14 protein-coding genes and 4 pseudogenes are annotated in these 19,057 nt (G+C 45.8%); 2 read left to right on the top strand and 16 right to left on the bottom strand.

The features are described 5' to 3' along the window. Positions 1-239: 239 nt before the first annotated feature. The 4 genes and pseudogenes from NOG12_RS03060 to NOG12_RS03070 all read right to left on the bottom strand — a co-directional run. Positions 240-683: a hypothetical protein gene (locus NOG12_RS03060; protein WP_153825492.1), complete on the bottom strand. Its 444-nt coding sequence runs from the start codon at positions 681-683 to the stop codon at positions 240-242. Next, positions 646-834 (bottom strand): IS3 family transposase, encoded by a 189-nt coding sequence (locus NOG12_RS13350; RefSeq protein ID WP_162014627.1) that lies wholly within the window; start codon positions 832-834, stop codon positions 646-648. Before NOG12_RS13350 ends, NOG12_RS03060 begins: the two co-directional genes overlap by 38 nt. A gap of 18 nt (positions 835-852) precedes the next feature. Further along, positions 853-1,206 carry a cupredoxin domain-containing protein gene (locus NOG12_RS03065; protein WP_034732779.1) on the bottom strand — a complete coding sequence of 118 codons (354 nt, stop codon included), beginning with the start codon at positions 1,204-1,206 and terminating at the stop codon, positions 853-855. Positions 1,207-1,243: 37 nt separating this feature from the next. Further along, a pseudogene (locus NOG12_RS03070) lies at positions 1,244-2,017 on the bottom strand (HAD-IC family P-type ATPase); the annotation flags it as partial. A 102-nt stretch (positions 2,018-2,119) separates the two neighbouring features. On the opposite strand from NOG12_RS03070, the pseudogene NOG12_RS03075 reads away from it, so the two are divergent. Then, a pseudogene (locus NOG12_RS03075) lies at positions 2,120-3,196 on the top strand (IS3 family transposase). A gap of 214 nt (positions 3,197-3,410) precedes the next feature. Here NOG12_RS03075 and NOG12_RS03080 read toward each other — a convergent pair. From NOG12_RS03080 to NOG12_RS03135, 12 genes and pseudogenes are all read right to left on the bottom strand, one after another. Then, positions 3,411-5,744, bottom strand: coding sequence for a heavy metal translocating P-type ATPase (locus tag NOG12_RS03080; protein ID WP_313932389.1), 2,334 nt, complete (start codon positions 5,742-5,744; stop codon positions 3,411-3,413). 113 nt (positions 5,745-5,857) lie between these two features. Beyond that, positions 5,858-6,751: pseudogene (locus NOG12_RS03085) on the bottom strand (IS3 family transposase); the annotation flags it as partial. Between the two features lie 12 nt (positions 6,752-6,763). Beyond that, a pseudogene (locus NOG12_RS03090) lies at positions 6,764-7,144 on the bottom strand (IS30 family transposase); the annotation flags it as partial. A 45-nt stretch (positions 7,145-7,189) separates the two neighbouring features. Next, positions 7,190-7,648 (bottom strand): hypothetical protein, encoded by a 459-nt coding sequence (locus NOG12_RS03095; protein WP_011234470.1) that lies wholly within the window; start codon positions 7,646-7,648, stop codon positions 7,190-7,192. 27 nt (positions 7,649-7,675) lie between these two features. Next, positions 7,676-8,047, bottom strand: a complete 372-nt coding sequence (locus NOG12_RS03100) for a cation transporter (RefSeq protein ID WP_055437796.1) — start codon at positions 8,045-8,047, stop codon at positions 7,676-7,678. Positions 8,048-8,104: 57 nt separating this feature from the next. After that, a complete protein-coding gene (locus NOG12_RS03105; protein ID WP_006956222.1) occupies positions 8,105-8,443 on the bottom strand; it encodes a P-II family nitrogen regulator in 339 nt (112 codons plus the stop codon). 96 nt (positions 8,444-8,539) lie between these two features. Then, entirely contained in the window at positions 8,540-8,908 is a 369-nt protein-coding gene (locus tag NOG12_RS03110; protein WP_313932390.1) for a hypothetical protein, read from the bottom strand. Positions 8,909-9,007: 99 nt separating this feature from the next. Further along, positions 9,008-12,133 (bottom strand): efflux RND transporter permease subunit, encoded by a 3,126-nt coding sequence (locus NOG12_RS03115; RefSeq protein WP_313932391.1) that lies wholly within the window; start codon positions 12,131-12,133, stop codon positions 9,008-9,010. Next, positions 12,126-13,652 carry an efflux RND transporter periplasmic adaptor subunit gene (locus NOG12_RS03120; RefSeq protein WP_313932392.1) on the bottom strand — a complete coding sequence of 509 codons (1,527 nt, stop codon included), beginning with the start codon at positions 13,650-13,652 and terminating at the stop codon, positions 12,126-12,128. Before NOG12_RS03120 ends, NOG12_RS03115 begins: the two co-directional genes overlap by 8 nt. A 1-nt stretch (position 13,653) precedes the next feature. Continuing rightward, on the bottom strand, positions 13,654-14,943 hold the full coding sequence (locus tag NOG12_RS03125) for a TolC family protein (protein ID WP_313932393.1): 1,290 nt from the start codon (positions 14,941-14,943) through the stop codon (positions 13,654-13,656). 660 nt (positions 14,944-15,603) lie between these two features. Further along, complete coding sequence (locus NOG12_RS03130) at positions 15,604-17,238, bottom strand: PepSY domain-containing protein (RefSeq protein WP_228759566.1); 1,635 nt, start codon at positions 17,236-17,238, stop codon at positions 15,604-15,606. An 8-nt stretch (positions 17,239-17,246) separates the two neighbouring features. Next, the gene (locus NOG12_RS03135) at positions 17,247-17,978 is read right to left on the bottom strand and encodes a hypothetical protein (RefSeq protein WP_153827119.1); all 732 of its coding nucleotides are present in this window, start codon (positions 17,976-17,978) and stop codon (positions 17,247-17,249) included. Between the two features lie 332 nt (positions 17,979-18,310). On the opposite strand from NOG12_RS03135, the gene NOG12_RS03140 reads away from it, so the two are divergent. Further along, positions 18,311-19,057: a MauE/DoxX family redox-associated membrane protein gene (locus NOG12_RS03140; RefSeq protein ID WP_153827118.1), complete on the top strand. Its 747-nt coding sequence runs from the start codon at positions 18,311-18,313 to the stop codon at positions 19,055-19,057.

Consider the following 19,057-nt stretch of genomic DNA (forward strand, 5'->3'; position numbering starts at 1 on the left):
TTTCTAAACCCCTCGAATTTATTGACTTGCAGCCGTGTTGGTTGGCTTGATGCTTTGTGCGTATTTGTGACCATATTGGGGCTTGTGACCAAATGGTGACCAAACGGTGACCATGTTTGATTTCATACCTTAAAAGCGACTGTCTTTGATTCTTTAAATGTACTGGTGACAATTGCCAACTAAGGATGAATAATTATGCAGCTAATAAGTTAATTCGCATTGTTTATTCGACAACTAATTCATTCTTCCGAATCTGATTCTGCATCAGGTGGCTTTTTAGAGATTTTTCGAGCTTTCGCTTGCAACTTCCCAGCACTTTTTTGCGCTTCAGGATTATCTCGTATAGCCATTTCTAACGCTGCTGCCGCGCGCTGCGCCTCTCCATTCCATAGACTTTGAGCTTTCATAATGTCTTTTATGGCGCTATGTTCTTTTAGGAATGCTAGTTGACCTTGCAATGCCCGATACACATCACCACCCCATTGACTTTGAGCAGTCACGCTATTTTTAAATGATTCAAAATCATTCAATGCCGCCATTTGACTAGCAATGGATTGAGCAATGCCGATGCTTGATCTTTCGTTAAATTCACGGATTTGGTCCGCAATAATTAGCGCTTGTTCCTCATCCGTAATTTCGTCTAATTCATCCTCTGTTGGGCGTGTTATAACCCCGCTGTGCACGGATGCCTTCTTTTTGCATTAAGCGTAAGATCCGATCTCGGCCGCAATATTGGTTGGCATCACGAAAGTCCATATAGATATTGCGGTAGCCATGAAAACCACCGCTCTCTATCCAAAACTGCTTAATTTTTTGCGCGAGTTGTTGTGTAATCCCCCCATTTTAAGCCATTTAACCGACAACTAGCTTTCCCCGATACATTTGCATCTGGCAATGAAAGTCGTACTCTCCGGGTTCCAGCGCTGGTATTTGAATTTGCTTTAATTTGTTAGAAGGCAACGTTTCACTTATTTCTAGCTTGGGAATGAGCAAAGTTTCAGAACAAGGCGATTGATCCTTCCGCAGGAACTTAAGTTCAACCGGTTTACCTTCAGGTATTTTTATTCTCGAAGGCGAGTAGATACCGTTTTCGACGGCAATCACCAAATCACCTTCTCCCAGCTTCAGCTGCTGGGGCTTGTAAAGCCAAAACCACCAGACGATCAGCGCGATCAAAGTGATACCAGCAATATTAATGAATAACATGTTTATTCTCCTGAATGCGTCAGTGTTAGAAGGTGCGTTAATGTTTCTTGGCTTTGAAAAAGCGTAACCGGTTAGCGTTACTCACTACCGTAAGAGAAGAAAAAGCCATTGCTGCACCAGCAATAACCGGGCTCAATAGCATTCCCAAAAACGGGTACAGAACGCCTGCGGCAAAAGGAATACCCCCTACGTTGTAAATAAAAGCACCAAATAAGTTTTGCTTAATATTGCGCAGCGTGGCCTTGCTCACCGCGATCGCATCGGCAAGCCCATGTAACGACCCACGCATCAATGTAATATCGGCACTTTCAATAGCAACGTCCGTCCCAGTGCCAATAGCGAAGCCTACATTGGCAATAGCTAGCGCTGGCGCATCATTAATACCGTCTCCCGTCATACCAACAATTTCGCCTTCCATCTGCAGCTCCTGAACCTTTTTTGATTTTTCTTCCGGCAGAACTTCGGCAAAAAATTCTTTAATTCCTACTTTTTCAGCAACCGCTTGTGCAGTCGCGCGATTATCACCAGTAAGCATTACGACTCGCACACCGTTATCCTGCAAACGCTTAATGGCATCGACAGAGTCGTCTTTTATTGGGTCAGCAACTGCAATTATTGCAGCCAATTCATTATTAACAGCAAAGTACATTGGTGTCTTAGCTTCAGCTGCTAATTCTTGGGCTTTTTCAATAAAGTTACCGAGCTCAATTTGACGTTCACGTCAAAGTTTTTCATTACCAAAAAGGAGGGACTTCCCGTCTACTTTAGCCTCCACGCCATGGCCAGCAATCGCATTGAAGTTTGAGACTTTAGTTGTTTCAATTCCTCTTTCCCGAGCTGATTGTAACTACCCCGTAAAATAATACAGCTCGCTCGTAGAATTTCTTTTAAACTAAAGCAAAGGAGTTTTACGATGAGCAAACGCATGACTGAAAGCCAAATTGTGGCGATTTTAAAAGAAGCCGAAGCCGGGATGCCGGTGAAAGATATTTGCCGTAAGTACGGCATCGGTAATTCAACGTTTTACAAATGGCGCGAAAAATACGGTGGTATGGAAGCGTCTGATGTGCGCCGCTTAAAAGAACTGGAAGAAGAAAACCGCCGGCTTAAGCAGATGTATGCTGAGCTGAGCCTCAAGTCACAAATGCAAGAAGACATAATAAAAAAGCTCTAGCACCTGTGGCAGAACGGAAAACCTGGGCACGCGAGTTGCAGGTGCAGTATAACGCGAGCGTTGTAAAGTGCTGTGATGTAGTTGGCATTAGCCGTACCGCTTACTATTACGAGCCAAAATTGACCGATGATGACGAAATCATTGATGCCTTGAATGCTTTAATCGACAAGCACCATCGGTGGGGGGTTCCCGAAGTGCTTTAAACGCCTTCGAAAGCTAGGCCATCGATGGAACCACAAGCGTGTTTATCGCGTTTATACTGAGCTAAAACTGAACCTGCGACGCAAAGGCAAAAAGCGATTACCCAACCGCAACCCAGAGCCATTGGCTGCACCGAATGCATTGGGTAAGTCCTGGTCAATGGACTTTATGAGTGACAGCTTGCACAACAAAGTCAGGTTTCGCACATTTAATGTCATTGATGACTTTAATCGCGAAGTTTTAGGTATCGATATTGCGACCAGCATGCCGTCGTTGCGCGTCATACGCTATCTTGACCAACTTGCTGAGTGGCATGGTTACCCTGAGAAAATTCGGGTTGATAATGGCAGCGAATTCACCTCGGAAGTGTTTGTAAATTGGGCAAAAGCACATGACATTATGATTGATTACATTAAACCTGGTTGCCCATATCAAAACGCCTACATTGAACGATTTAACCGAACTTATCGTGATGATGTACTCGATTGCTACATCTTCAACAACCTGAACGAAGTGAAGCAAATAACCGAAGATTGGATTGAGCTATACAACAACGAACGACCGCACGATTCACTCAATGACATGACGCCATTTGAGTACCGAAATGCGGCATAAATACTCTACGAGATGACTGTGTTAGAAATAGGGTATTTACAGCTTTACTATCCTCACACTCATTGTCATCCCGGTATTCTATACGCTGGTGAAACAGCATCGATTAATGCCTCGTTAATCAACGGATGGTGGATGAGGGGGCACAAGCTGCTGAAACATCTGTTCTTCAGCAGCTTGTGTTATCAGAGCATCATTCCGTGGGTTATCGCCCCATTCAATCGCGTGAGCCACGAAGCCGGAGAGCGTTGAAAACCACCGATGCCGAGCTGAGACTCATTGCGAGTGCGGCGAACATGGGTGAGAGCAGAATACCCGTGAGGGGATACAACACACCGGCTGCGATCGGGACGCCAAGCCCATTGTAGATAAACGCGAAACCCAGATTTTGCTTCATATTAGCGACGGTACTATCGGAAAGGTGCCGTGCGGTGGAGATTCCACGCAAGTCGCCTTTGACCAGGGTTACCTGAGCGCTGTTCATGGCAACGTCTGTACCCGTCCCCATGGCGATACCTACGTTAGCCTTTGCGAGAGCCGGGGCATCGTTAATCCCGTCCCCAGCCATAGCTACAATACAACCTTCAGCTTGAAGCTGTGTGACGAGGTCAAGCTTGTCAGCAGGTTTGACTTCGCCGTGCACTTCGTCGATTCCCAATTCCTTGGCAACAGCGTTAGCCGTTGCAATACCATCGCCGGTTGCCATGATGATACGAATCCCCGCTTGCTGGAGATCTCGCACTGCTTCCAGCGTGCTCTGTTTGATCGGGTCGGAGACAGCCAACAGGCCTGCAAGTTGGCCATCCGAGGCGAGATACATGACACTCGCACCTTTTTTGCGCAATGAGTCGGCGATGTTTGTCAGGTGGGTAACATCAATCCCGTCTTGCTGCATCAGAGCTGTATTGCCCAGGACCAGCGACTTACTATCGACTTGGCCACGAACGCCGATGCCGCTACCTGATTCAAAATCGTCGACTGCACTGAGTGTGAGGCCGCGCTCGCGCGCCGCGTTCACAATAGCGTCGGCAAGTGGATGTTCACTGCCTTGATCGAGGCTCGCTGCAAGACGTAGTACTTCATCGGCAGTTATGTCACCTGCCGGAATTGCTTGTTCAAAAGCCGGACGTCCTTCAGTCAATGTGCCGGTTTTATCAACAATCAGAGTATCGACTTTGCGGAAGTTCTCAATCGCGGCGGCATCGCGAAACAGCACGCCTTGCGTAGCGGCTTTGCCGGTTGCCACCATGATGGACATGGGTGTGGCCAGCCCCAACGCACACGGGCAAGCGATAATCAGCACCGCAACAGCATTTATCAAACCGTACACCCAGCTCGGTTGCGGACCGAAGAATCCCCAAACGAACAGAGTTGTTATGGCGATGACCACTACAGCCATAACGAAGTAACCGGCAACCAAGTCAGCCATGCGCTGCATGGGAGCGTGCGAACGCTGCGCCTGCGCTACGAGCTGCACAATCTGAGAGAGCACTGTGGCAGAACCCACTTTCTCTGCCCGAATCACAAGAGCGCCTGAAGTATTCATCGTCGCGCCAATCACCTTGTCTCCGGGCTGCTTGCTTACGGGGAGTGGCTCTCCGGTCAACATCGACTCATCCAATGAGCTATTACCTTCCTCTACCGTGCCGTCAACCGGGACTTTTTCACCAGGGCGAACGCGCAAGCGATCACCTTCATGTACGTGATTCAAAGGCACATCTTCCTCAGTGCCATCCTTGTTGATCCGCCGTGCTGTCTTAGGCGCCAGACCGAGCAAGGACTTGATGGCAGCTGATGTTTTCGAGCGTGCCCTCAACTCAAGCATCTGACCCAACAATGTCAGCGAAATAATGACAACTGCTGCTTCAAAATAGACTGAAACGCGGCCCATCGACATGAAAGTTTCAGGGAATATGCCCGGTGCTATCGTCGCGATAGTGCTATAGATAAACGCCGCTCCAGTACCAAGGCCTATCAGCGTCCACATGTTCGGGCTGCGGTTCACTACTGATTGCCAGCCCCGTACAAAAAATGGCTGCCCTGCCCACAACACTACCGGTATTGAAAGAACGAGTTCGATCCATGTTTGCACGCTCATGCTAAACCAGCCAAGCTGCGGGCCGAACATAGCAAGTATTGTCACGATGACAGTAAACGGCAGCGTCCACCAGAACCTGCGTGAAAAATCTTTCAACTCTGGATTGTTATCATCATCCAGACTGGGCATCAATGGCTCAAGAGCCATGCCACACTTTGGACAGGTTCCCGGGTGATCTTGCAGGATCTCCGGATGCATAGGGCAAGTGTACGTCGTGCCGGGCTCATGCGGCGTTGTATGTTCCTCCGACTTGGTGGGATCGAGGTACTTTTCCGGGTCATCACGGAATCTACCCAAACACTTGGTGCTGCAAAAATAGAAAGACTTACCCTCATGCTCCATGTGATGGGATGAATTCTCTGTAACTCGCATGCCGCACACGGGATCTGAGAGCGGCGCATCTGTGTGCGACGGATCCACGTGGTGTGGATGTTCTGATTGATTCTGCCTCATAACAACTAATCCTCTCGAGGTATGTGCCAAATTCCGTATACGCGTGCGTATAGCCTCATGACTGCATACATTTACTTCTTTTCAGCACCACTTTAACCCATTGGATGTACTGGTCAACTAAATTCGGACACATTTTTAAACAATAATTCATGGTTAACTGGCGACCTGCCGCCGTTGGCCGAATGTAGTCGCTTCAGGTGGTAGTAACGGATGTAAGCGGCCACATCCCTTTTCATATGTTCACGTGTCGGTTGTGACACTTTAAAGAGCCAATCATGTTTCAGGCTGCCAAAAAATCGTTCAACAACTGCGTTGTCCCAGCAGGCGCCAACGTCGCCCATACTCGCTCGCATACCAAAACGCTGAAGCTGCTTCCGGTACCGCTTGCTGGTGTACTGCGACCCGCGGTCGCTATGGAACACCAGCCCCTTGCTCGGCCTGCGCAGGTTGTAAGCCGTAATCAGAGCCCGCAGCACCAAACTGGTGGTCATCGTTTTATCAATTGCCCAGCCCACGATGCGCCGCGAATACAGGTCCATCACAACCGCCAGATACATCCCGCCTTCGCCGGTGCGGCAGTAGGTCACATCGCCCGCCCAGATCTGATTCGGGCCCACTGGGTTGAAATTCTGATTCAGCAAATTGCCCGCTACGCTGTCGCTGTGTTTGCGCTTGGTGGTTACTTTGTAAGCCACGCGCTGCGTCACCTTCAAGCCCATTTGATCCATAAGCCGGCGAACCCGGTATCGGCCAATTTCAAAGCCTTCCGCGCGAAGTGCCTTCATCATTTTCCGGCTGCCCAAGCTGGATCTGCTCGCTTTGAACAGTTCCTTGATCCGGCGGCGAAGCTGCAGCTCTTGAGCGCCAATCAGCTTGCCCGGGCGCTTGCACCAGTCATAGTAAGCCGACTTGCTGACCTTCATAACCCGACACAGAGCCCTGATTGGGTAGTTGCCAGATTCGACCTTGATGAATTCAAACTTTACTTTATTTCTTTCGCGAAGAAGGCTGATGTAGATTCAAGTCATCAACGCAACACCCTTATCAATCATGTGTGACGGTGTCATAAAGCTCAATGTTTTTCTCGGTCTCTCGTTTAATTGGGTCGCTACGTTGTTAAGAACTTCCTGTGAATGAACAGATAAATCAGTTTTTCTTGGGAAGTATTGCCGAACCAAACTATTAGTATTTTCGTTTGTGCCTCGTTGCCATGGTGATTGGGGGTCGCAAAAGTAAACGGGTATACCAATTTCTTTTGTTAGATCAGCATGCTTAGCCAGTTCCATACCGCGATCCCAGGTGAGCGATTTCCGGTATTCTGCCGGCATCTGCTTAAATATTTTTAACAGCGCCCGGTAAACCGACTCCGCGTCTTTGCCAGCTAATTTCAATAGGATAGTTACAAGCTATTTCCCGTAAAGTACCAACGATAAAACCGTCACTAACTACATATCCGAAAATCGGTTCGCAGTTTGCACCATTCGTTTAATTTCATTTTCTTCAACGTTTTTTACTGTTTCTAACAGCTCTTTTGCGCTGTCTATATCAACACGGGAATATAGGTGTTCATACAACTCAATGACTTGCTCATGATGGTTTACAATGTTCTCCATAATGTGATCAGTATCTAACTCTTTAAAAGGCGAATCACAGTGTCCATGCTCAACGATGGGATGTTTCCCAATATAGTCATAACACCAAGTGTCTAATGCATTTCGGTTTGCTGTACTCAAAAAACCTTCGACCATTCGCTCTAAGCTAGCCTCATGACCCGACACGTAGTTTAGAATCATCCGAGCTCGTTCATCTTGGTTTTGTTTAGAGCAGTGAGTAACACACTCCTTCAGGTTTTTGTGGAAATCAACGGTCCAACTCAGCACATCTTTGATTGTTTCTATTTGCATTTTTTACTCCTTACCTATAATTAATCGTTACTTTCGTTTGCTTTTGTTAACTGGCGGACTTCTGTGACAACTCCACGGTGTATGTTCCGAATTATCTTTAATATTTTGGTCAATAAACTTGTAGTACTCTTCTTTCAGATGAGTCCACCACCCACTATTTATTTCAACACCAAACTTCCTGAGCTTTTCCTCTATAACATTGAGATCCACTTTAGATGCATCATAAGCTACCAATAACAAGTTACGCTCAGAGTCATAGGCAACGCTATCGAGACCAACCAAGCGATCGATTTCGTTAATCGCTTCGCGAACTTTTTTCACACTCTCAGTGTTTAGCTTTAATGTGCGATTGACTAAGTTAATTTCCCGCACTCCGGCTCTATGATCGTTATTTGACATCAATACTGTCCTGTTAATTAAAACTACCAATACGTTTCAGGCAACATTTGCTCGGTGTTAACTTTGTAACGAAAGCTCTTTATTAGTGGCTGCTCGTTTATCGTGAACCCAGAACAATTCATCGATTGGCGAGATAGAAACTAATCCCTCGTTAGATACCCCAGTATGGGCCGCTTCAACTACCAAGAGGGCAACATCACGCGCATCATCACTGTTCACATAAACTTCAAGCTGTACGTGATCAACTAAGTGATCATCGTTATAGCTATCGAAGTAGTAACCCCGTCCTCGCACAGGAAACAGCGTAAAGCCGCTAACGCCACGGCCGATGAGAGCCTCTTCCACTGAGTCTTGTCGAAGTTGATCAAAAATAGCGGTAATTTTAGATAGGTTCATATACCCCCCTAAAAGCCCTAAAACATATAGCTTATGGACTGTGTTTAGTCTAGTTACTTAAATTTCGAGAAAATCTAGAGTTGTAATTTAGTAGTGCTATTTCGGAGGGTAGTAAATATCGAAGAGTATTTGCTTCACATCAGCTTTATAAGACAAGGGATGTGGCAAGTTGCTAGGAGAGTTTATCGAGGTGTCGAATTGAATAAATACTAGAGGTGAGTTCGCAGAGTTACACTCTTCATCCATAGAGCATTTATCAGCTACGCAGCAATAACAGTCGTCAATGATAGATTGCTCACTTTCATCGCAATGAAAGTTATCTTTGCTTTCGTTGCTAACATCCATATGGCTAACACTTTTTTCGTGCTGTACATTGGAAGCATTGTTATAAGGAGGAGCGGCTGGGAAGGATAGCTGTATCACTATTCCTAACATAAGCACAACTAAAAATTTTGCTTGAAACATATGTGCGCTCCTATTGCCATGCTATAAATTAGCATACTACCCCCTGCACATCATTGATCGAGATCAAAGATGCGCAGGTGATATTTACAGAGTAAGGTATCATCTAACCTTAACGTCTTTCTTTCGCCACAAATAGTAAACAGCAGGTAATACGAGCAAGGTTAAGATAACAGCGCTGATCATTCCTCCAACCATTGGCGCCGCTATTCTACTAACCACCTCAGCCCCAGTCCCTGTACTAAACATTATAGGCAATAAACCAGCAATTGTAGAAACGGCCGTCATCATGACTGGGCGAACACGAAGTCCTGCCCCTTCCATTACGGCAAGAGAGAGACCCTCTTTCGTTAATGCCTTACCATGCTCTAACTGACTTTTTTCATATTCATTATAGGACTGGTTTAGGTAAGTCAGCATTAGTATTCCTATTTCTACAGTGACACCTGCTAGAGCTATAAAACCAACCGCTACAGCAACTGAGAAATTATAATCTAAAAGATACATTAGCCAGATTGCCCCCACCAATGCGAGAGGCAAAGTTCCCAATATAATGGCTATTTCTGTAGCGTTTCGAAAGTTCATATATAAAAGAACGATAATAATCGCGAGCGTTAACGGAATCACGTAAGTCAGTTTTTCCTTTGCCCTTTCCATATATTCGTACTGCCCGGACCAGGTAACTGAATACCCTGCTGGCAACTCGAGTTCTTGTTCTACAACCTTCATTGCTTTTTCAACATAAGTGCCGACATCAACTCCCTCAATGTCGACAAAAGTCCAGCCATTAAGTCTTGCGTTTTCGCTTTTAATTGCCGGCGGTCCAAGTTCAACGTAGACATCAGCAACATCCGCCAAACTAATACGCTGCCCGTTTGGCGTAACTAAAGGTAGCTTCTTTAATTCTTCCGGCGAATCACGGTAATCTTGAGGGTAGCGCAAGTTTATTGGGTAACGTTCAAGCCCTTCAATGGTCTCTGTAACATTCATTCCACCAATAGCCGTGGCAACAACCTGTTGAACATCCTCAATGTTCAAACCGTAACGTGCAGCTTGCTCTCTTTTTATGTCAACTTTGACATAGCGCCCACCTGCCACTCGCTCTGAATAAACAGAAGCCGTACCATCTACATCTTCAAGTATTGCTTCAAGCTGCTGACCGATCTTCTGAATTTCATTAAGATCAGCTCCGGCAACTTTTATACCTACCGGCGTTTTTATACCTGTCGATAACATATCAATGCGAGTTTTAATGGGGTATACCCACGCATTGGTCAGCCCCGGAAACTTTACAAGCGCATCCAGTTCTTTTTTCAGCTTCTCAGTGGTCATCCCGTCTCGCCACTGATCTTTCGGTTTCAGTTGAATAAAGGTTTCAACCATCGTTAGGGGTGCCGGGTCAGTTGCGGTATCCGCTCGGCCAATTTTGCCAAAAACCGTCTTCACTTCTGGTACTGTTTTTATGAGCTTGTCGGTTTGCTGCAACAGCTCCCTTGCTTTACCAATTGATAATCCGGGATAGGTAGTGGGCATATACATCAAATCGCCCTCATCCAAATCTGGAATAAATTCACTACCAATTTTGTCAATCGGCCAGACACCAACGGCCAGGATAACAAGCGCTCCGACAACTGCTGTCTTGGGGTATTTCAAAATGCCTTTTAAAAGCGGTTTATACCCGGCGATCAATAACCGATTAAGCGGGTTTTTCCCCTCAGGTGTTACCTTTCCTCTGATAAAATATCCCATCAACACGGGGATAACGGTAATCGCTAAGGCTGCACTGGCTGCCATTGCGTAAGTTTTCGTGAAAGCAAGCGGAGAAAACATCCGCCCTTCCTGGGCTTCTAAGGTAAATACCGGCATAAAGCTGACGGTAATAATGAGCAAGCTAAAGAAAAGAGCAGGGCCCACCTCTGAAGCAGAGTCGGCAACCACCCGCCAGCGGTTCTCTGCTGTCAGTGGCGTTTTTTCCATATGCTTATGCATATTTTCAATCATGACGATGGCACCATCGAGCATAGCGCCAATAGCGATTGCGATCCCTCCAAGTGACATAATATTCGCGTTAATTCCTTGCCAATACATGACAATAAACGCGGTTAAAATACCCAAAGGCAAGCTGATAACGGCAACCAGCGAGGAGCGGACATGGAAGAGAAATATCACACAGATAAACGCGACAATAGCGAGTTCTTCTACTACACTTTTCCAGAGACTTTCCACGGCATCCGAGATAAGCCCCGAACGATCATAGACAGTGACTATATCGACACCTTCTGGTAGCCCAGACTTTAATTCTTCCAACTTTTGTTTAACGCCATCAATCGTTTTTTGGGCATTTTCTCCGAAACGCATTACCACAATACCACCCACGGTTTCTCCCTCACCGTTGAGTTCGGCGATACCGCGTCTCATTTGGGGGCCCACACCCACATCAGCAACGTCTTTAAGCAATAATGGCGTGCCATTTTCATCAACGCCAAGCGGGATACTCTCTAAGTCTGACACACTATCAATATAGCCTGAGGCTCGGACCATATACTCAGCTTCCGCCATTTCAACCACCGACGCCCCCACTTCCCGATTGCCTCGCTGGATAGCATTTTGTATGAGAGCAAGAGGAATATTGAATGCGCGCAGCTTCTCCGGATCCACTTTCACCTGGTACTGCTTTACCATCCCGCCGAGGGCGGCAACTTCCGAAACCCCCTCGACCGTTTGCAGTTCATACTTTAAAAACCAATCCTGCATACTGCGTAACTCACTCAAATTGTGGTTACCCGTGCGATCAACCAAGGCATACAAATACACCCAACCAACCCCTGTTGCATCAGGGCCTAATTGCGGTCTTGCATTAGAAGGCAGTTTCGGAGCAACCTGAGACAAATATTCCAGTACTCGCGAACGCGCCCAGTAAGCGTCTGTACCTTCGTCAAAAATGATATACACATAGGAGTCGCTGAAAAACGAATATCCACGGACGGTTTTAGCGCCGGGGACAGACAGCATAGCGGTTGTTAATGGATAGGTTACTTGATCTTCTACCACCTGCGGCGCTTGACCCGGATAGCTGGTTTTAATGATCACCTGGACATCCGACAAGTCCGGCAGTGCGTCTATGGGCGTATTCTTAACCGCAAAAGCACCAACACCCACGAGGATTAATGTCGCCAGAAGAACGAAAAAACGGTTACTCACTGACCATCGAATGACTGACTTAATCATGGTTATGCTCCTGCTCTGTCACTTGTTTTTGCTCAGGAATATGAATCGATGTGAGCTGGTACTGTTGCTTCCCGACTTGCGTTATTTCCGCATGCAAGGATAACCCCGTGCTAAGCTGAGAAAGTTCAACATCCGAAGCAACATCGAAGTCCATCGTCATTGCAGGCCAGTCCCATTCAGAAATCTCACCGTGCTCCAGCGTAACCATCGAGTGCTGAGGCATAACATTTTTAACGGTTGCTTCAACCCAGACAGCTTGAGCTGCTGCGTCACTTGACATACTGCCATGGCTCTCGTTATCAGCATCAGTGTCATGTTGCATGCGCTTAAAGTCAGAGGATTTACTGGACTCAGAATCAATCAAAAACTGAGCTGAAGTAACGATCTCATCACCTGCCATAAGACCCGATAAAATTTCAACTCGCGAGCTCCCTAACCGCCCAACGTCAACATTAACTGATTTAAATTTCCCATCACCCAGTGCCAGTACAACTCGGTTCGAACCACCCATTCTGATAAGCGCTTCTTTAGGGATGATTAAGTTTTTGTCGCCTAAACCAGCCTTAATGTTAAGTTTCGCAAACATGCCCGGTTTTAAAAAACCATCTGGGTTGTCGAAGTGAATTCGAACTTGTCCCGTCCGAGTTTTAGGGTTAAGTGACGGATAGACATAATCAACCTTTCCTTGCCACTCTCTACCTGGAGCATACTCAAGGTTCATTTGAACGTCATTGCCTACCTCAACCTGGTTCAATTGCCGCTCAAAGACTTCTGCAATAACCCAAATGTTATCCAGTTGAGCAATGGTCATTAAATTCATACTCGGCGTTACAAACGCACCTTCACGCACAGTCAGTCTATCCAATACCCCGGACTGCTTTGCTTTTACCGTGATTGTTTTCTGAATTTTACGAGTTTCTTTTAACTTCTTAATCTCAGATTCAGAGACTTGCAGAGCTCTTAAGCGTTCTTCAGCGGCATCAATTAGCACCTGATTACCTCTTTGCGAGGCCAATACAAGCTCCTCTTGCGCATTAACCATTTCAGGAGAGTAAATACTGTATAAAGGCTCGCCGGCTTTAACCGAGTTACCAACCGCTTTTACGAAAAGCTTCTCAATCCAGCCTTCAACACGGGGATTTACTGTTAATAGTCGGTCCTCATCAAACTGAACATAGCCAACTGTTTCGATATCTAGGTTGAGTCTCGAGGACGTGACGGTTGCAGTTGTAACCCCAAGGTTATTAATAACGTCGGGATCAATTCTCACCGTACCAGGTGAACTCTCACCTGCATCATCGCCATAGTAAGGAATAAGGTCCATCCCCATTGGAGACTTTCCTGGTTTGTCTCGGCGATAATTGGGATCCATCGGAGCCACCCAATATAACGGCTCTTTTTCTGCATTGCCCGATGAACGATCAGACACTTCAGTCGATTGCATTACATAGCCAATAGCGCCAGCGCCAACTGCAAAGCCTACAGCTAAACTTATAAGAGATTTGGTGACTGTTTTCATTTTACACTCCTGAAAGTAATAAGTAGTTTGCTTCGGCAATCAATTTTTGGCGGTTGATGGCGATTGCTAATGCATCAATTTTTGCGTCGATTTCCGCAATCTGTGACCGTACCGCCTCGGCAAAGTCGCCATCATCATTGTTGTAGGCAGTCAATGCGGCTTCAGACTGAGCGGACATTTGTGGAAGTAGCTCTTCGTGATATAGGGCAGCACGTTCATTCAAACGGTTCAGTTGTAAAAACGTACTGCGTAAATTGGCTATTAACTGCCTGGCAACCAATAACTTCTCAGTTTTTTTTGCTTCCGTTTTAAGCTTTGCTGAGCGTACCTGCTTATCCTGTCTGTTATCAGTAAATAAAGGGACATCGAACGTAACCCCGACTGACAGCAAGTCGGCACGGTCATTGCCGCTTGGATCGTCGTTTCTATGGCCATATTTCAGATTGGCTGACCATTGCGGTTTATAGCCTTGCTGAGCGAGCTCGACAGACGTCTCCGACGCCAAAATGTCTTGATCGGTCGCTTGCAAAACCGGGTGTTCTTTTATCAATTCGTACAAGGCTTGTTTCGGTATTGTCGAAGGTGATAGCAATGTCTTCTTCAGCGTAAGACTCGGAAGGTCATCCGGTAACCTTGATTTCGCTATAACACCTATCCATTCCGACAATTCGCTTTGAAGTTGCTCCTCTTTTTGTCGCAGTGACGTCAACCTATCATCCAGGCGTGTAAGCTCAAGTTGGGCTCTAATAACATCTTGCTGCCGTGCTTTTCCCTCGGTACTGGTATAACTCGCCTTAGCCGTCGACACTAACTGTTCAAAAAGCGCTCTATCCGATTCAATCAAGCGAATACTTTGCTGAGAGAAAAAAACATCTAACCACAACTTGGTGACCGTTGTTTGGACCTTTGCAATACGATCCGCTCTCAAAAACGGTTGTTTTTGAGCTAATTGGTTTTTCTGCTTACGAGACAACGATAAAGTGTCTCCTCTGGGAAATGCTTGTGAAACACCGACGACTAACTGGGTCATTCCTTCCTGTCTTGAACTAAAACTGTCAACCGGGAAACTGGCAGCCGTGAGCGATATTTGAGGGTCAGGCAAACTGGAAGAGGCTATCGCTTCACTCGCGAATGCCTCTTGGGTTTGCTTACTTGCCGTTAACCAAGGATCTTCTTGTACAGCGATACTCACTGCTTCTTGTAAATTCAAAAGTGGCTCTTGCGCACTAACAACATTTGGCACTACTGCAGTCAGAACACCTAAATAAGCCATTCTTCTTAAAAGTTTCATATTGTTACTCTCAAAAACTGTGAATTTTTAGATTCAACACAGACCAAGCTATGAATCAGAGCGTAACGAGGACGACGATCGGCGTCGTAACAACAATGAGCGAACCAAAGCTTATAGCTGTGCTTTTACCTGGACGATAAACGCGCCAGGAGCGAGAAATTTAGTACTTTTTAAGAGTAGATTGGGGGCCGAAATAGCGCAAGAGAGTGCTTTTCTTTAATATTCGTATCTAAGAATGAGGAAGCGTTAAAAAGCAGCTTTTCAACAGGAGGAACGGTGGATTGCTCAGAATAAACGACAGTAATTGACGGGCTGTAACAATGACGCATCATTGAATCAGAGCAACAGTTATCGGTAAGAGAATGTGACACTTCGCAATCTGCAAGATCGCAAACTTGCTCAGTAGGATCGTGCATACATGCCTTTTCCGTACTGATAGTTTGTGAAAATGACATTGTTGTTACTGCTAATAGCAGTAGGGCAATGATTAAACGATACATGCGAAGGTTCACTATAAAAACATGCTTGCATTGTATCTCTTTTGGCTGATAAAGATCAATCAATTAAAGGAAGTACCCATAACGAGGTAGTCAACCCAGGTGGTGATACGACTTCTACATCACCACGCAGATTTATTGCTAACTCAGGCGCTTTCAAGCTCTAAATACCAAAGTCATCGAACCTTACTTGTTCTCGCGGAACGCCAAAGTCAGCAAGAGACTTTAACGTTGCTTTCAGCATTGGTGGAGGACCACACACGTAAACGTCCAATGTGTTTTTGTTTTCATCTGCCAACCATTTCATTGCGATTTCGTGCACAAAGCCAGTGTGCCCGGCCCACTCATCTGATTTAGCAACCTCTGAAAGTACCGGTATATAATATAACCGCTCATCTCTTTCGAACTCATCCCTATAACAGAGCTCTTTTTCATATCGTGCGCCGTAAAAAAAGATACAGCGACGAGGAGAGCCTGCTGCTAATTCACTTTGTATTAACGCTCTCAACGGTGCAACACCCGCGCCGCCCCCGATGAAGACTTGTGTATGAGAGTTTTGCTTTGCCAGTTGGAAGTCTCCAAATGGCCCAACGGCATCGACACGAGCGCCAGCTTCTAAATTACATAAGTAATTTGATCCCACCCCCGGCGGTACCCCTTCGCTTGGCGATGGCAGCTGCCTTATGTTAAACACAAATCGAGTCGGGTGAGGCCGCGTAGCAACCGAGTAGTGCCGTGACAATATTTCGTTTATATGTGGAATACGGAACTGCATAAATTGCCCGGCTTCATAACTAACGGGGTCTGAACTTACAAAAGTAAGCTCCATAATGGATGGAGTGAGTTGCCGCTTTGAATCAAGTGTTAAAGCAATATCATCGACTCCGACATTATGCAGCTTAACGTCATAATTGGATGACGTTCTGTGTTGACAAGATAGGCGCGTTCCTGCTTCTAATTCGTTGGCACTCAATAACGCTTTATCAGCTGCTTTCGGGCTGGGTATATTGCTGCCTTGCAGTGTCACTTTACATAACCCACAGGTACCGCCTCCGCCACAATTACTCGCAATTGGTTGCCCTTTCTGCTGAAAATATTCTAGCCACGTTTTCTTACGTTTTGGATTAAAGTCACCGTCAGTAATATTTCGGCCTAAGAGAATTAAACCGGATAATGAAAACCAAAGAGCGAATAATCCAGCACTCCATATCAATAGATGATTAAAACTTCGACCGCCCGTGTAATCCATAAAGTGCAGACGAAACGCCCAGTCAGCGATTGTCCATGGCGTATTACGATGTTCCACAACCCGGGATGACGCTTCATCGATATATATTCGGGTATTAAGATCATCCTCGATATCAATGCGGAATCCTGAGGCATTCCAGCCATTCACTTCATCGCTTCCCTTGACTCTTTCAACCCTTTCAACCTGGCCCGGTCCATTGTAGCTATTCAGCGCTAGCTGAGTCGCCAAAGCTTGGTCCGTAGACCACCGTTCACCGGTATCTGCGTTGAAGTAAAGCAAACGTCCATCTGGCAGAGACACCTGATACTGACCTACCCCGGCAACACTGACCAGTTCAATGGAGTGAGCTAAGGGGAATCGTTGATGCATTTCAGTAACATCGATTTGAGGCGCTATTTTTTTAAGTGGGGGTTCAGAGTTTTTTGAGACCATATATTGGTGGCCTGACATTTCGTGATGTCCGGTTAAGCTAAAAAATAACCCACTCACTAGCCACAAAGCGACTTGAATCACTAAAACCAAACTCACCCAACGATGAAGCCATTGCATAAACCTTATCATTGAGCACCCCCAGTCGATTTTCTTTTAAACGTAATCGTATAAAAAAGCAGGACAGTGCCCGTTATCATTAAAATAAACGTACCGATAATAAAGCCCTTTAACCACCAGGTCTCGATATCCACACGCTCGTCGTAGTCCATTATGTGTAACATCCAGGCGATATCAAACCCCCGCCAAAACGTATGTCGCTTTACCAAAAGCTCCCCGGTCGTTTCAGATAAATACAGACTGGTATTACCGAAATCGTCATAATTTACCTGCCAAATCGGTAACAAAGCACCACTCACTTCTGTTGGTGGGTTATCAGTCATGTAAACGACCGATTCAATAGCGTCGGGATCCTTCGTGTAATATTGATTCGCTAACTCTTTAATGTGTTGTTCGGTTATATCAATACGCTGCAGCGACTCCGCATTAACTAAAAACGCTCCCTCGTTCCTCTCTATTTTATACACCGGCTGTAACTTCTGATTCAGCCATACGCTTTTTAACGACGTTTTTCGTGTTTCTGGATAGCGGCTCAACAGGTCATTTAAGCTTGATATTTCAACACCTTTCGGTATTGGCTGGCTTATATCCTGAACTAAGTGATCACCATGAATATAATCCAAATCGAAGAATACCATGTAAGCGCCACTGATTGTCCAAACAACCATTTGCAGGCCAAAAATCAAAGATAGCCAACGATGCCAAACTCGCCAGCTACTGGAGCGTTTCTTTTGAGTCATACCCTACCTCAAATTTAATAAAACAAAGCTGGCGCTCCCAGGGAAAAGCGACAGCCAGTCTAGTCTTTAAAAGCTGTAACGTACCTTCAGATATAACTGACGGCCTAACAAGTCATATGTCATAGTGTCAGTATTGGCGTCCGTCCAACTTTTAAAATAAGCTCTTCAAGATGACTAGAAAAGTTATAAAAAAAGTTGTCCACTTTTTTCAAAATAAAAATAATTTTTCATTTTTAATGAATTTTTACCCTTTTTTGATTATTGATGCTTTTAATCTTTTGCCGACTATAATGCGTACACGAATACATAACTTTTACGTAAGGAACTTGGCTATGAGTCAATCAACTAAAAAAGCCACGCTTTACAGAATGTCGACACCTGACCACCAATGCCCTTTCGGTTTAAAAACCCGGCACTTACTTAAAGCCAACGGTTACGATGTGGACGACAACCTACTGGAAAGCCGCGAGGAAACCAACATATTCAAGGAAAAACACAACGTCGATACCACTCCACAAGTGTTTATTGGTGATGAACGCATCGGTGGGTACGAAGAGGTTCGAGCCTTTCTAGGAAAACCTCTTCCTGACCCTGACGCAACCAGTTACCGACCCGTTATTGCATTATTTATTATGACAACGCTCCTCTCTGTAGCCACGTCGTGGCTGTCTTTTGGTCGCGCATTTACCGTACAAACCATCGAGTGGTTCATCAGTTTCTCTATGGTGGTTCTGGCCTTGCTCAAACTCCAGGACGTAGAGAAATTCTCTACCATGTTTCTCAATTACGATCTTCTCGCCAAAAAATGGGTGCCTTATGGCCGTATTTACCCCTACGCCGAAGGCTTGGCGGGTCTGTTAATGGCAGCGGAATTTGCTCATGTCATTTCCATCCCTATTGCGTTATTCATAGGCATCGTGGGTTCTGTCTCCGTGTTTAAAGCCGTTTATGTCGACAAACGCGAGCTAAAATGCGCCTGTGTCGGTGGCTCCAGTAATGTGCCGTTAGGCTTCATTTCACTCACTGAAAACCTCATGATGGTCGCTATGGCTGTCTGGATGTTTTTTACAATGAACTAG

The sequence above is a fragment of the Pseudidiomarina fusca genome, assembly GCF_032227045.1.
Lineage (GTDB): Bacteria > Pseudomonadota > Gammaproteobacteria > Enterobacterales > Alteromonadaceae > Pseudidiomarina > Pseudidiomarina fusca.